Source organism: Desulfosarcina alkanivorans (genome assembly GCF_009688945.1).
Classification (GTDB): domain Bacteria; phylum Desulfobacterota; class Desulfobacteria; order Desulfobacterales; family Desulfosarcinaceae; genus Desulfosarcina; species Desulfosarcina alkanivorans.
The window spans coordinates 1,638,921-1,652,590 of record NZ_AP021874.1 but is presented as its reverse complement, the minus strand read 5'-3'; the positions used below and the strand labels follow the sequence as shown (position 1 = coordinate 1,652,590).

Annotated in this window: 13 protein-coding genes; all 13 read left to right on the top strand. The window is 56.0% G+C overall.

From position 1 onward, the window contains the following. The first annotated feature begins 134 nt into the window (after positions 1-134). The 13 genes from DSCA_RS07275 to DSCA_RS07215 all read left to right on the top strand — a co-directional run bounded on the left by DSCA_RS07275 (position 135) and on the right by DSCA_RS07215 (position 13,529). The gene (locus DSCA_RS07275) at positions 135-347 is read left to right on the top strand and encodes a hypothetical protein (RefSeq protein ID WP_155315794.1); all 213 of its coding nucleotides are present in this window, start codon (positions 135-137) and stop codon (positions 345-347) included. A gap of 152 nt (positions 348-499) precedes the next feature. Further along, entirely contained in the window at positions 500-1,843 is a 1,344-nt protein-coding gene (locus DSCA_RS32915) for an OmpA family protein (protein ID WP_197904754.1), read from the top strand. 140 nt (positions 1,844-1,983) lie between these two features. After that, complete coding sequence (locus DSCA_RS07265; protein WP_197904817.1) at positions 1,984-2,628, top strand: DUF2959 family protein; 645 nt, start codon at positions 1,984-1,986, stop codon at positions 2,626-2,628. A 99-nt stretch (positions 2,629-2,727) separates the two neighbouring features. Next, positions 2,728-3,546: a mechanosensitive ion channel family protein gene (locus tag DSCA_RS07260; RefSeq protein WP_155315793.1), complete on the top strand. Its 819-nt coding sequence runs from the start codon at positions 2,728-2,730 to the stop codon at positions 3,544-3,546. Between the two features lie 119 nt (positions 3,547-3,665). Next, positions 3,666-3,944 carry a PxxKW family cysteine-rich protein gene (locus DSCA_RS07255; protein ID WP_155315792.1) on the top strand — a complete coding sequence of 93 codons (279 nt, stop codon included), beginning with the start codon at positions 3,666-3,668 and terminating at the stop codon, positions 3,942-3,944. A 352-nt stretch (positions 3,945-4,296) separates the two neighbouring features. Next, a complete protein-coding gene (locus tag DSCA_RS07250; protein WP_155315791.1) occupies positions 4,297-5,613 on the top strand; it encodes an aminotransferase class I/II-fold pyridoxal phosphate-dependent enzyme in 1,317 nt (438 codons plus the stop codon). 3 nt (positions 5,614-5,616) lie between these two features. Continuing rightward, complete coding sequence (locus tag DSCA_RS07245) at positions 5,617-7,476, top strand: chloride channel protein (RefSeq protein WP_155315790.1); 1,860 nt, start codon at positions 5,617-5,619, stop codon at positions 7,474-7,476. 383 nt (positions 7,477-7,859) lie between these two features. Continuing rightward, on the top strand, positions 7,860-8,165 hold the full coding sequence (locus DSCA_RS07240; RefSeq protein ID WP_155315789.1) for a sll1863 family stress response protein: 306 nt from the start codon (positions 7,860-7,862) through the stop codon (positions 8,163-8,165). A gap of 522 nt (positions 8,166-8,687) precedes the next feature. Beyond that, a complete protein-coding gene (locus DSCA_RS07235; protein ID WP_155315788.1) occupies positions 8,688-10,106 on the top strand; it encodes a TolB family protein in 1,419 nt (472 codons plus the stop codon). Between the two features lie 108 nt (positions 10,107-10,214). Further along, a complete protein-coding gene (locus DSCA_RS07230) occupies positions 10,215-10,676 on the top strand; it encodes an outer membrane lipoprotein (RefSeq protein WP_155315787.1) in 462 nt (153 codons plus the stop codon). A 68-nt stretch (positions 10,677-10,744) separates the two neighbouring features. Beyond that, the gene (locus tag DSCA_RS07225; RefSeq protein ID WP_167527654.1) at positions 10,745-11,758 is read left to right on the top strand and encodes a DUF2860 family protein; all 1,014 of its coding nucleotides are present in this window, start codon (positions 10,745-10,747) and stop codon (positions 11,756-11,758) included. A gap of 209 nt (positions 11,759-11,967) precedes the next feature. Further along, positions 11,968-12,546: a lipid-binding SYLF domain-containing protein gene (locus tag DSCA_RS07220; RefSeq protein ID WP_231716410.1), complete on the top strand. Its 579-nt coding sequence runs from the start codon at positions 11,968-11,970 to the stop codon at positions 12,544-12,546. Positions 12,547-12,566: 20 nt separating this feature from the next. After that, positions 12,567-13,529 (top strand): alpha/beta hydrolase, encoded by a 963-nt coding sequence (locus DSCA_RS07215; protein ID WP_155315785.1) that lies wholly within the window; start codon positions 12,567-12,569, stop codon positions 13,527-13,529. The last annotated feature ends 141 nt before the right edge of the window (positions 13,530-13,670 follow it).

The following is a 13,670-nucleotide window of genomic DNA, read 5'->3' as shown; positions in this document are numbered from 1 at the left end:
TGGTTAACGGATGGGTGCGATCGTCGCCATGACGCCTTGGATCCATTTCCTGCTCCAGTCTGCATTTAATATGTTGTTCAACAATAGCCCATTTGTTTGAAAAGTCAATGAAACGCATGACCTGAGCAAAGGGCATGATTGGCAAGGCTTCATGGCGAATCGTTCCCTTTAGGGACAGATGGCTGCCGGTGGGCGGTCGTCCCGATCCGGACCTGCCTTGTTGTGGGAAAAACGACGGCGGGCCAATTTTTTTTGCTGCACTACTGGATTTTTTTTCAAAGGCTATTATTTTAACTGCTGCCAAACCTGAGAAGAAAGCTGTTGCAAAGATCCGGATGATCCTTTAGTATCAAAAGCGATCCCTCAAAATTGGCGCTCTGTCAGCGTTGGTCCAATCGTTCCTGAATAAAGTTTACTCATTTTTCTGTTCCACTTTTTTCGATCACATTCCCGAAAAAGTTCTTATCAAAGAATACTCTGAAGACGGAAAGGAATTGCCATGAAACCCAATTTTTCAACGCTTTTTTTTGTCGTGACAATTGCATTCTTGATGACTGCCTGCGCCACACCCTACCAGGCGGTTCCCCCGTTTACCCCTGTTGATGTCGATGCCCGCGGGCACGCACTGAAAACACAGAATGTGGTTGTTATTCTCGATGCTTCCTCCTCCATGGATGACGGTTATCAGCAGTGGAAAAAATTCGATATCGCTACGGCGGTGGTGCACAATATGGCCGAAACCATTCCAGCAGATGCGGGAATAAAAAGCGGGCTGCGCACCTACGGGCATGACCCCAAGTTCTCTTCGAAAAGTACACTGCTGATCGATGACGTGGGGGACTTCGATAAGATTGGAAGCCAAAAAGCGCTTTCCACCATTACCAAAGCCGGTGGCACCAGTCCTCTTGAACGGGCCATTGACGCGGCCGCCGACGATTTGGACGGGCTTGACGGGAACAGCGCCCTGATCATCGTTACCGACGGCAAAGACATGGGGATGGGCCCGGTCGCATCGGCAACCGCCATCAAAGAGAAGATCGGGGCTTCGCTCTGTATCTATCCCGTGCTTGTGGGAGATGACGGCGGCGGACAGTGGCTGGTGGATGAGATCGCCAGAATCGGCGGCTGCGGGTTTGCCACCAATGCGGATAATCTGGCCAGGGGGCAGCAGATGGCCGACTTTGTCAACAAGGTGTTTATCGGTGACATGATGGACAGCGACGGCGACGGTGTGGCCGACGACCTGGACAGGTGCCCGGGAACGCCTGCCGGTGTGAAGGTCGATGCGGTTGGCTGTCCCCTGGACAGTGACAAGGACGGCGTGCCGGATTATCTGGATAAATGCCCGGGAACCCCAGCCGGGGTAAAAGTGGATTCCACGGGCTGTCCGCTGGACAGTGATGGCGACGGCGTGCCGGATTTTCTTGACAAATGCCCGGGAACGCCTGCCGGTGTGAAAGTTGACGATTCCGGCTGTCCGGTGACCATTCTGGATGCCGGCGCATCTTCATGGACCTTCAACAATATCAACTTTGAAGTCTCCAAGGCTGCTATCCAGCCCTCTTCGTACGGGATCCTCGATGAGATTGCCGCCGGGCTGGCAGCCAATCCCCGGATGAAAGTGGTTGTCGAAGGCCATACCGACAGCACCGGCGCACGGGCATTCAATATGGACCTGTCCCAGCGCCGGGCGCAGGCCGTAGCGGATTATCTGATCGGAAAAGGGATATCACCGGACCGTCTTTCCGCCAAGGGGTACGGGCCGGATCGACCCGTCGCCGACAATGATACCCGGCTCGGCCGGTCAAAGAATCGACGCGTTCAGTTTACCCGGGTGGACTGAGGCCCGGTGGTCATTCTTCTCTATCGTTCCTGCGGCCCGGCGCTGTTTGGCCGGGCTTCGGGAGCCGTGTCCAACCCAATTGCCTGGAGCCGCACATGACCGACAGCGGGAACGTTTTCAATTATCGCGTATTCTCATCTATGCCTCTATGGGCGCCGTTTATGATTCCGGCCATTGTTTTTCTTCTCATTTTGTCCGGTTGTCAGAGTACTTACTATGCAGTTTGGGAGAAAATGGGCAAAGAGAAACGCCACCTGTTGAGGGACAATGTCGAACAGGTGCGCGAAGACCAGGCCGAGGCGTCTGAACAGTTTGCGTCCGTCGTGGAACGTATCAAGGCCTTGTATGGTTTTGACGGCGATGAACTGGAAGACGTATACGCCAAGCTCAGTGGAGATTATCAGGGCTGTGAAGAGCGCGCCGACGCCGTACGCGACCGGATCGACAAAGTCGAGCGCATTGCCGATGACCTTTTCAGCGAATGGGCGTCGGAAATCGATACCATCGAGAACGTGAAGCTTCAATCCAAAAGCCGCGCCTCCCTGCAGGACACGCGAAATCGGTTTGCACGGCTGCAGCGTTCAATGGCCCGCGCGGAAGCGTCTATGGACCCGGTGCTTAACAACCTTCGGGATTATGTGCTCTACCTGAAGCACAACCTGAACGCCCAAGCGGTCAGCTCTTTGAGAAAAGAGGTCGCCGATATCGAGACGGAGGTGTCTTCACTGATCGCTGATATGAACCGTTCCATCAAAGAGGCGGATGCATTCGTGAAAAGCATGTGAAATGATTTTCACGGTACGCCATCGGGAAACGCCGGCCGACTGGCGTAACCGTGCCGCCACCTGACAGGAACCGGAAAGAATCAGGAAAGGAATATTAAAATGGAAGAGATACTTGAAAAAGTCTATCAATTGCTGACGGTCTACGGGCTGAAAGTCCTTGCCGCCCTGGCGATTTTCATCATCGGGCGGTGGGTGGCCAAGGGGGTGCGCAAGCTGGTGGAGCGCGTCATGACCAAGGGCAAGGTCGACCCCACCTTGATTTCCTTCACGTCCAACATGGCCTATATCGGCCTGCTGGCGTTCATCGTCATCGCCGCCCTGGGGCAGCTCGGCATTCAGACCACCTCCTTTATTGCCATTCTGGGTGCCGCCGGCCTGGCCGTTGGCCTGGCACTCCAGGGCTCGTTGTCCAACTTTGCCGCCGGCTTTCTGCTGATCATCTTCCGGCCGTTTAAGGTGGGCGATCTGATCGAAGGGGCCGGCGTGTTCGGCGTGGTGGAGGCCATTCAGATTTTTACGACCCAGCTGAAAACGGCCGATAACAAGACCGTCATCGTTCCCAATGCCAAGCTGACCGACGACAACATCGTCAACTGGACAGTCAAGGGCACCCGCCGTGTGGATATGGTCATGGGTATCGGATATGAGGACGATATCGACAAGGCCCGGTCGCTGATGACCGATGTCATTGCCGCGGACGACCGCATTCTGAAGGACCCCGCACCGCAAATCTCTGTTTCCGAATTGGCCGACAGCAGTGTGAACTTCGTGGTTCGCCCCTGGGTCAAGGTTGAAGATTACTGGGGGGTCTACTTCGACCTGACCGAAAAAATCAAGAAGGCCTTTGACGCCAACGGTGTGTCCATCCCCTTCCCCCAGCGTGATGTTCACGTTTATCAGCATGATGGCGATTCATGAAAAAAGTGCTTGACAAGCCAGTTTGATATGAATACAAATCGCGAGATTTTGAAAAGGCCGAAGGAACTTTTCTCTTTTGGCCTTTTTATTGTTCAGACCAAACTGGGAGGTATTCTTAAATGAAATGTACAACGGTTCGCAAAGGCATGGAATGTGCCTTCATGACAGCCAAAGGCTGTGGATACAATGGTGGTGTGTGCTATGAAATCGTGGAGCAGTGCAAGGGATGCAGCCGTACCCTCGAGATCGCTTCGGGATGGTATTGTGCCGCCTGCCCCGAGCCCGCTACCAAGTGGAAGAACGGCAACTGCAACCTGGCCACCCATGTCAGCTCGAGCATGGCCGAGAACACGCAGAAGATCAACCCGTTGAAGGCGTCCAAGCGTTCTCGCAAGTAGCCCTTTTTGCCGACATTCCCGAAGATTTGTCGAAGACCCCGCCTCCGGATTGTTGTGGCGGGGTTTTTGCGTCGGGTTTGCGGGCATTGTCGCGCCGATAAAGGGCGGAATCCCGCCTTGACCGCATCCTCCTGATATCTAAAGAGCTTTTTGCTTGATTTTTTCGTGTCCAGGAAGTAGATATTCCCCTTGTCATGTTGGTCAACGTATCATCGTCTCGTTTTCGATACCGGTTGCCGGGCCCCGGACTATTCAACTGCCGCACCAGACAAAAAACCGTTGGAACCGTAACGTTCCAGCTTGATTTTTGTCGGAACCGCGGCCGAATGACACCCGTTGAGGATGAAATCCCATGAATCCATTAGCTGAACAGCTGAATCAGACCATCAAAGCAGCCGCACCGCATGTCTATGACATGCTTTCCGATGTTGGAAAAAGGCTTTTTTTCCCCAAGGGCATCTTGAGCCAGAGTGCCGAAGCCAAGGAAAAAGCCAATGATATCAATGCCACGATCGGTATTGCCAAGGAAGGCGGTCAGACCATGCGGTTTGACAGCGTGATGACCGCGATCAACAATATCCGACCCAGCCAGTCGCTGACCTATGCCCCGTCCTTCGGGATTCCCGCACTGCGAAAACGGTGGCAGACCGAATTGTTTGAAAAAAATCCGTCCCTGGCGGGTAAATCGGTCAGCCTGCCGGTGGTAACCTGCGGGATTACCCATGGCATCGCCACGTTTGCCGATGTGTGGACCAGTCCGGGGGATGTCATCATTCTGCCGGAAATGATGTGGGGCAATTACAGCATGATCTTTTCCGTGCGCAAGGATGCCCGTATCCGCCACTATGAATTGTTTACCGCCGATGGCGGGTTCAATCTCGGCGCTTTCGAACAGGCGGTCCGCCAGGAAGCGGCCGACAATCGAAAAATCACGGTGGTGCTGAATTTTCCCCAGAATCCGTCCGGCTACACCGTTACCGAGGCAGAAGCGGATCGCATCGTTGACATTCTGGCAGACGTTGCCGCCGCGGGGACTTATGTGCTGGCGGTTACCGACGACGCCTATTTCGGCCTGTTCTATGAACCGGAGACCCTTAAGGAATCCATCTTCGCCAGACTCTGCGGTGCGCATCCCGGCATCCTGGCCGTAAAACTCGACGGGGCCACCAAGGAGAATTATGTGTGGGGACTGCGGGTGGGGTTCATCACTTACGGGGGCACGTTCAGCGGTGAGACGGAGCCGCTTTTCGACGCACTGGAACGAAAAACGGCCGGATGCATTCGGGGCACCATCTCCAACGCATCCCATTTGAGCCAGACCATTTTACTCAACTCCATGCAGGATCCGAACAATCCCGGTGAAAAAAAGGAAAAATTCGAAATCCTCAAGGGGAGGGCCGGGCGCATTCAGACGGTTTCCAGGGACCCCAAGTATGCCGCGGCCTGGGAGGTCTATCCCTTCAACTCCGGTTATTTCATGTGCCTTCGGCTCAAAACCGTCAATGCGGAAGACCTTCGGGTTCACCTTCTGGATCGATATGGCGTGGGATTGATCGCACTGGGCGAATCGAATCTGCGCATCGCTTTTTCATGTATGGAAGCCTCCGATGTGGAAAAACTTTTCGATATTATTTTCCAGGGCGTTAAAAACCTGGAGCAAAGCAAGTAAACCATGCCGCAAGCGGGAGCCAAACCAAGCGCCTACCGGCGAATCCAAGCACGGTTGAAAAGCCTGAATGTGGCCCAGGCCACCCGCTGGTCGTTCTATTTTATTGCCATCGGGCTCATTGCAGGGCTCGGTTCCATCGTTTTTCACTACCTGTGTCAGCTGGGCGTTCACTTCTTTCTGGATATGGCTGCCGGATACCGTCCTCCGGCACCGGCGGGCGAACACCATCTGCTGCCGCCCACATCGGTGCCCTTCAACCGATGGATGCTTTTGTTTCTGCCTGCCCTCGGCGGGCTTTTCAGCGGATGGCTGGTGTACACATTTGCACCGGAGGCGGAAGGTCACGGCACCGACGCGGCGATCCGGGCCTATCATCACAAAGGCGGGTTTATCCGCAGCCGGGTGCCGATTATCAAGACGATCGCTTCAGCCGTAACCCTGACCACCGGCGGCTCAGGGGGCAGGGAAGGGCCCATCGCCCAGATCGGCGCCGGATTCGGTTCGTTTCTGGCGACCACCTTGAAACTCTCCGACCGGGAGCGGCGGATCATGATGGCCGCCGGCATCGGCGCCGGTGTGGGCAGTATTTTCCGGGCTCCGCTGGCCGGTGCCCTGTTTGCCGCCGAAGTGCTCTATCGAGACCCGGACTTCGAATCGGAAGTGATCATACCGGCGGGCATTTCCTCGGTGGTCGCCTACTGTGTCTTCTGTCTGGTGTTCGGGTGGGGGTCGTTGTTCGATTCACCCCCCTTTCATTTCCGAAACCCCCTTGAACTCGGGCCATATCTGATTCTTGCCCTGGTTCTGGTGGCCACCGGTGTATTTTACATCAAGGCCTTTTACGGGACGATCCATCTTTTTGAACGCATCAAAAAGATACCCAATCACATCAAACCCGCCATCGGCGGGCTGTTGACCGGCATCATCGGCTTTTTTCTGCCCCATACCCTGGCCTTTGGCTATGGGTTTGCACAGAAGGCGATCAACAATGAGCTGGCGGTGCCTTTTTTGCTCTCGCTTGCCCTGGGCAAGGTGTTGACCACCTCTTTCTCCATCGGATCGGGGGGCAGCGGCGGTGTTTTTGGTCCTTCCATCGTTATCGGTGGGGCCATGGGCGGATGCGTGGGAAAAATCTTTCACGACATCATGCCTTCTGTTGTCACCGAACCCGGTGCTTTCGTGGTGGTGGGGATGGCCGGCTTTTTTACCGCCGTTTCCAACACCCCCATCTCGACGATTATTTTCGTCAGCGAGATGACCAATTCCTATCATCTGCTGCTGCCCAGCCTGCTGGTCTGTTCCGTTGCTTACATGGCTTCCCGGCGCTGGACCATCTTTGACCGCCAGGTGCAGAGCAAGGTGAATTCACCGGCCCATGCCGGCGACTTTTTTGTGGATATCCTTCAGTCGATTCCGGTAAACGATCTCATGCCCCGGGTTAAGAAAGTGACCCTGATCCCCCAGGACATGCCTTTTCTGGAGTTCAAGCGCACCTTTTCCACGACCAAGCAGCACTATTTCCCCGTGGTGGATGAGGAGCAGCGGCTGGTGGGGATATTTTCCGTCAACGATATCCGGGGCGTGCTTTTCTCACCTGAAATAGAGCAGCTGGTGGTCATGAAGGATGTGGGAACATCCGACATTATCGTCACCACCCCGGACGAGGACCTCAACTCCGTGCTCAAAAAATTCACCACCCGCAATATCGACAGCCTCCCGGTGGTGCGGACCGACGACCATGGGATTCTGCTGGGCATGCTCAACCGTCGTGAGGTGATCTCCTTCTACAACCACAAAGTGGACGAGATGAAGTCACGGCGTCAGGCGCAAAACCAGGGAAACGACCGTCGGCCCCATCAATAAAAAGGGTGCGCCCTGTTTTTGATCCCCCCGGCAACTTCGCAGCCTTTTCCAGCGGTTTTTATAATTCCCGTGACAACGCGGACATCGGGTTCAGGTCCTAATCCTATTCGCTCACTGCAACCGCTTCGAACCCATAGGTGCCTTAAAAAAAATCGGAAGCGAACCTATCCACACCATGATGGCGGACAGACCCGTCTGAGCCGGATTTTGGTTTTGCACATCGTGTTTGAATGGATTCAGCTTTTGACAACTTCGGCCAATTCGATTTCAATTCTGGTGAACGGCGAAAAGATCATTTGCCTGTCGGTTCCTCCTGATTTATCGTTTCGAGTGAGAAACGGTTTTTTTATTCCCTGTGCACTATTCTAAAAAAGGAGGAAACGATGGTTGACAAAAAAGAGGCGTTTGTCGAACAATTGAAAAAAAAGTATGACCACCTGAATTATCTGTGGAATATCGAACGCAACAAACTGGAGGCCGGTGCCCAGCATGAAAGTGCCGAGGTTATCAAGAAATTTGAAGAAAAGCGCGAGCGGTTCCGGAATCTGCGAGGCGACATGAAGGCTAAAATCAAGGCGCTTGACCTGGCCGGTGAAAGCGCCTGGGGGGATATGAAAGACGGGGCTGAAGAGGCCTGGAAAGCACTGGCGGAGGCATTCGAAAAAGCGTCATCGCATTTTAAAAAGTGACCGCTCATGGTTCGGATCAAGTGACCGCGTGCCCGTGCAACAGTTTCCTTTCCGTTTTTCCGGAGCGGACCGGCTCGTTCAAGCACCGATGCGTGGATAATGAGTGTTCTTCTCACAGAGATACCGGTAAGCCTGAACGGAACCCGGCAGGCTTTTGCTCATTTTGGAGAAGTCGGATTTTGTCGGTTAGTCGGGTGCAGGGGTGGTGAAACAGACATTTTAATGGTATAAACAACACTGAAAAGCGCATTCACGGCTTGAAGCAGGCCTTTTCACCGTTCCCCGAGATACCAAAGCATCCGATACGAATTGATCCGGCCGAAACGGACGATCGCGTTATCGTCCGGCTGATTCTTGTCCGCGGCATCCTTGTGAATTGATTCTACGACACCGGTTCCTCCACTCAGGGGCCATAGAACCGTGCGCCGGAATTCGGGGGACGATCTCTCCCTGATCATCCTGAGATCTGGACCGGGTGACGGCACTGGAATCATTTATGGATGAAAGGAAATTCATTCCCTGATGAATCTGACCCGTTGGATTGCAGCGGTAAACATCGGCGCCATGCTCTGTACCGCCCTGCTGGTTGTGGATATTCTGCCGGCCGGCGCACGGACGATCGAACGGCTGGATTTGACAGCCGCTGGCTCAGAGGGCAGCGGCAGCAGCGGTTTGTCGGCTGTCAACGCGACCGGCACGGATGTGGCCTTTTCATCCGGAGCAAGCAATCTGACCGGTAGCGACTTCAATGGGAAAAACGATATTTTCGTCTATGACTGGGAACACATCGCCATTTTGCGGGTCAGTGTGGACAATCGCGGCACGGAAGGTGACGGCGACAGCAGTGACCCCGTCATCAGCGCCGGGGGACGCCACGTGGCCTTTGCCTCAAAAGCCACGAACCTGGTCGCCGGCGACACCAATGGGAATGAAGATATCTTTATCTTTGACCGCGTCAGTGAGACCATTGACCGGGCAAGCGTTGACAACCGCGGCACGGAAGGCGACGGCGACAGCCGTGACCCCGTCATCAGTGCCGGGGGACGCTACGTGGCCTTTGCCTCGGAAGCCACGAATCTGGTCGTCGGCGACACCAATGGATTCAGTGATATATTCCTCCATGACCGCGTCAGTGAAACCATTGCGCGCGTGAGCGTTGACGGCAGCGGTGGCCAGGGAAATGGCGGCAGCCACTCGCCGGCCATCAGCGCCGACGGCCGTTATGTCACCTTTGCATCGGATGCGTCCGACCTGGTCGCCGGCGACACCAACGGTTTTGGGGATATATTCCTCCATGACCGCGTCAGTGAAACCGTTGCGCGCGTGAGCGTTGACGGCAGCGGTGGCCAGGGAAATGGCGGCAGCCACTCGCCGGCCATCAGCGCCGACGGCCGTTATGTCGCCTTTGCATCGGATGCGTCCAACCTGGTCGCCGGCGACACCAACGGTTTTGGGGATATATTCCTCTATGACCGCAGCGATGAATCCGTCGTTCGGGTGAACGTCGGCAGGGGTGGGCTCCAGGGCGACCAGGAGAGCCGTGAACCGGCCATCAGCGCCGACGGCCGTTATATTGCCTTTACCTCCGAAGCGGCCAACCTGGTTGTTGATGACACCAACGGCGCACCCGATATATTCGTGGCCGACCGCACCAATGGCATCATCGAACGGATAAGCGTGGACAATTCAGGCGTTGAAGGCAACGCAGGCAGCCGGGCAGCCTGTTTGAATGAAAACGGTGATTTCATCGTTTTCACTTCTTTGGCGTCCAACCTGACTGACAATGATGCCAACGACCAATGGAACATATTCGTTTCGATTGCCGATACGGAGACAGACGATGACGATGGTGATGACGATGACGATGACGGCAATTCCGGCACGATCCATTTCAACTGTTTCATCTCCACGATAATGGGACGATCGCTCGATGAACGCTGAATCGGTTGTTTATGGCCTCCAGCGGCAGGCCATCGGCCGTTTTCTTCCAACGGTTCCGGTTTCGACGGCAATCCCGTTTTACCAAAACAATGATGAGGAGGATCGGCGATGAAAAAAGGAATGATGCTTATTGTTCTTTGCACGTTTTTCGGTCTTTTGGCAGGGGGATGCCAGCCCCATCAGGGGAGCAGAACCTATACGCCCGGACAGGCCCAAACCGCCCTTTCGGTTTATTACGGAACCGTCCTGAAGGTTTCCGACGTAATGATTCAAGGCCAGCAGACCGGTGCCGGGGCGGTGGGCGGGGCGGTCGTCGGCGGCATTATCGGCTCCACCATCGGCAGCGGCCGGGGCAGACGGCTGGCAACGACCGGCGGCGCCCTGGCCGGTTCGGCAGCCGGTAGCGCTGCGGAAGGAACCATGGCGACCAAGGCGGCACTGGAGATCGAGGTGGAGATGGATGACGGCCGCATCATGGTGGTGGTCCAGGAGAAAGACGACGCGTTTGCCGTCGGTGACCGCATCCGGCTGATCCAGAGCCCGGACGGCACCCTACGGGTCCGTCAATAGAGCCGGGTTCCCCAACTGCTTACCACTGAAACTAAAAGGCGGTACGAATGAAATGTGCAGGAGCATTTTTGTTGATCACATTGGTGGCCATGTTGGCGTGCACCGCATACGCACTGGACCCGGTCCCGAACGAATCCGGCTTCAGCGGATTTATCCGTGCCGGTGCCGGTGTGCTCAAGTACGAGAGCAACATGGTGGCCGGCAATAACCTGATGGACGTCGGTGACGAGACCATCAACTCCCTGACCGACGAACCCGATTCGGAAACCACGGGCATGGGCATGTTCAATTTTGAACTGGCCTACACCTTTGCGAGTACGCGCACCCAACTCACCCTGGGGTCCCAGATCGAGGACATCGCCCGTCTGGAACTGGGGCAGCAACTGGCGGTCAAACAGGAACTGCCGGACAAGAGCATCCTTTCCATTGGTTTTCTTTTTTCTGGCATCCCCACCGAGGTGTGGGAAGACCCCTATCTAACGGACAGCGCACGGCAGGAGACCGACCGAGATTCCACCGGCGCCCGCCTGGTTTACGACCGCATCCTGGGATCCAGCTTCGAGTTCAGATACTCGTACCGCAGCATCGAAATCGACAATGAAGAGAGCGGTTTATCGCCTTCCCTTGGATTGTCGCCGGCGGAAAGGGGCCTGCTGCGCAGGGACGGGGACAACCATTACCTGGACTTGAACTACCGTTTCGATTTCGGCGATCGTCACCGGCTGGTGTCCGGCATCACCTATTTCAACGAGGACCGGGACGGCGACGCCATGAGCAACTCGGGCATGGATTTTCAGCTGACCTATTTTTTCTTCAACGACCCGGTGACCCTGGTTGTCAACGGACTGGTCGGTTGGGCGGACTTCGATGAAGACAACCCCATCTACGATAAGGCCCGGGAAGATGACCGCTATGCTGCCGGGGTTCAATATTACTACAAAAACCCCTTTGGCTGGAAACCGTTGGGCCATGAGGATTTCAGCGTATTTGCCTCCGGTTCCTACCTGCTGGAAGATGCCGATATTGACTTCTACGACACCGAGGTGATCACCGCCCTGGCCGGGGTGCTGTTTCGTTTCTGACCGGTAAAAAAGACGGAGGTTCGTCAGGCGGCAGGATTCTTTTTGGATTCGTTACGGGGTTCCCGTGGGCCGCACTGCCGGGTCTGCAGAGCGACGGAGACAATACCGAGGCGAAAATTCTCATTGTCGCGGCCCCGCGTCGCAACCGCATGACCAAAGCGCGCGTTTCACCGAAAACACCATAAGTTCAATTCAGTTTAGGAGGATGTATGATGAAAGCGATAAGATGGTTTGTTATCCCGGTGGCCCTGATTCTGGGGGTTTCCGTTTTTACCCCCGCCCATGCCGACAAATTCACGAACACCATCGATGTCTTTAAAAAATCGTCGGCTGTTCAACCCTTCTTCAAAAATTGTTACGGCTATGCAGTCTTCCCCACCGTGGGCAAAGGGGGGTTCGTCATCGGGGGCGCCTACGGCACCGGACAGGTGTACGCGGGGGGGGTGGTCACCGGCACCGCCAAACTGATCAAAGCGACCATCGGTTTTCAACTGGGCGGGCAGGCATTCAGCCAGATGGTTTTCTTTGAGGACAAACGGGCCTATGACGACTTCACCGGCGGTAATTTCGAATTCGATGCCGGTGTATCGGCAGTTGCCATTACTGCCGGTGTGCAGGCCAAGGCCGGTACTGAAGGCGCCACGGCCGGGGCCAGCGCCGGTCCGGCCACCGGGGCCCAGGCTGCGACGAGCTACCACAAAGGCATGGTCGTGTTCGTTCACGCCAAGGGGGGGCTGATGTACGAAGCCAGCGTGGGGGGGCAGAAATTCAGCTTCCAGCCCAAATAACACTCATCCTGGTGGTGGTGGTGAGCCTGGAAAACCGACCGGATGTCAACCTGTGGCACACCATCGATCTGGAAGGCGAGTATTCCGCCGATTCACCGGTAGCGGACCTGAAGGAATATCTGGCGGTGGAAACAAGATTGTTCCAGCAGATGGAACAGCGGGTAATGGCCCGCATATCACCCGAAGCGCGGGGGCCTCTCAACCGGTATAATCGCGGCAGCCTGACCGACCCGGTCCGCTGGGGCACCGACTGGAACCGGACCTTCGAGCTGACTGCCGCCCAACCTGCCGCCGGTGTGCTGCTGCTGCACGGAATGTCCGACGGACCATACAGTTTACGGGCCTTGGGCCGACGATTGAATGCACAGGGGGCATGGGTGCTCGGTCTGCGGCTTCCCGGACACGGCACTGTACCCAGCGGCTTGCTCCACGTGACATGGGAGGATATGGCGGCATCCGTTCGCCTGGCCATGCGACACCTGCGGGAGCGCCTCCCCGGCCGGCCCGTTTTCCTGGTCGGATACTCCACCGGAGGCGCGCTTGCAGTGGCCTACGCACTGGCATGTCTCGACGACGAAAGCCTTCCTGAGGTAGAGAAAATGGTTCTCATCTCACCGGCCCTGGGCGTATCCCGTCTGGCCGCCCTTTCCGTGTGGCAAGCCCGGATGAGTCGCTGGCTGGGGCTGGAAAAGCTGGCCTGGAACAGCATTCAGCCGGAGTACAATGCCTACAAGTACAACTCTTTTGCCATCAACGCCGGCCACCAGGTCTACCGGCTTGCCGACGCGGTCCGTGAACGCCTGGAGGCAGCCCATCAATCCGGAGACCTGAGCCGGTTCCCCCCGGTGCTGGCCTTCCAGTCGGTCGTCGATGCCACCGTCTCGACCCCGGCGGTAATTACGGGACTGTTCAATTTTCTGGACCGCCCGGACCATGAACTGATCGTCTTCGACATTAACCGAACTTGGAACAGCGGGTCCTAGGCTTTTTTTGGCCACGTGCCAGTTCAGGCGGCTGACCGGCGGCTCAACGATGGATCGGTTGCAGGGCGAGGGACGCGATCCAACCCGTGGCGATCGTTGATGCGCAAAACGACCGACCGCCGTTGCGGGCTCCGTTGAGAT

Coding starts and splice junctions, on each gene's coding strand:
- DSCA_RS07275 (WP_155315794.1), top strand. CDS start 135: ATGATTGGCAAGGCTTCATGGCGAATCGTTCCCTTTAGGGACAGATGG.
- DSCA_RS32915 (WP_197904754.1), top strand. CDS start 500: ATGAAACCCAATTTTTCAACGCTTTTTTTTGTCGTGACAATTGCATTC.
- DSCA_RS07265 (WP_197904817.1), top strand. CDS start 1,984: ATGCCTCTATGGGCGCCGTTTATGATTCCGGCCATTGTTTTTCTTCTC.
- DSCA_RS07260 (WP_155315793.1), top strand. CDS start 2,728: ATGGAAGAGATACTTGAAAAAGTCTATCAATTGCTGACGGTCTACGGG.
- DSCA_RS07255 (WP_155315792.1), top strand. CDS start 3,666: ATGAAATGTACAACGGTTCGCAAAGGCATGGAATGTGCCTTCATGACA.
- DSCA_RS07250 (WP_155315791.1), top strand. CDS start 4,297: ATGAATCCATTAGCTGAACAGCTGAATCAGACCATCAAAGCAGCCGCA.
- DSCA_RS07245 (WP_155315790.1), top strand. CDS start 5,617: ATGCCGCAAGCGGGAGCCAAACCAAGCGCCTACCGGCGAATCCAAGCA.
- DSCA_RS07240 (WP_155315789.1), top strand. CDS start 7,860: ATGGTTGACAAAAAAGAGGCGTTTGTCGAACAATTGAAAAAAAAGTAT.
- DSCA_RS07235 (WP_155315788.1), top strand. CDS start 8,688: ATGAATCTGACCCGTTGGATTGCAGCGGTAAACATCGGCGCCATGCTC.
- DSCA_RS07230 (WP_155315787.1), top strand. CDS start 10,215: ATGAAAAAAGGAATGATGCTTATTGTTCTTTGCACGTTTTTCGGTCTT.
- DSCA_RS07220 (WP_231716410.1), top strand. CDS start 11,968: ATGATGAAAGCGATAAGATGGTTTGTTATCCCGGTGGCCCTGATTCTG.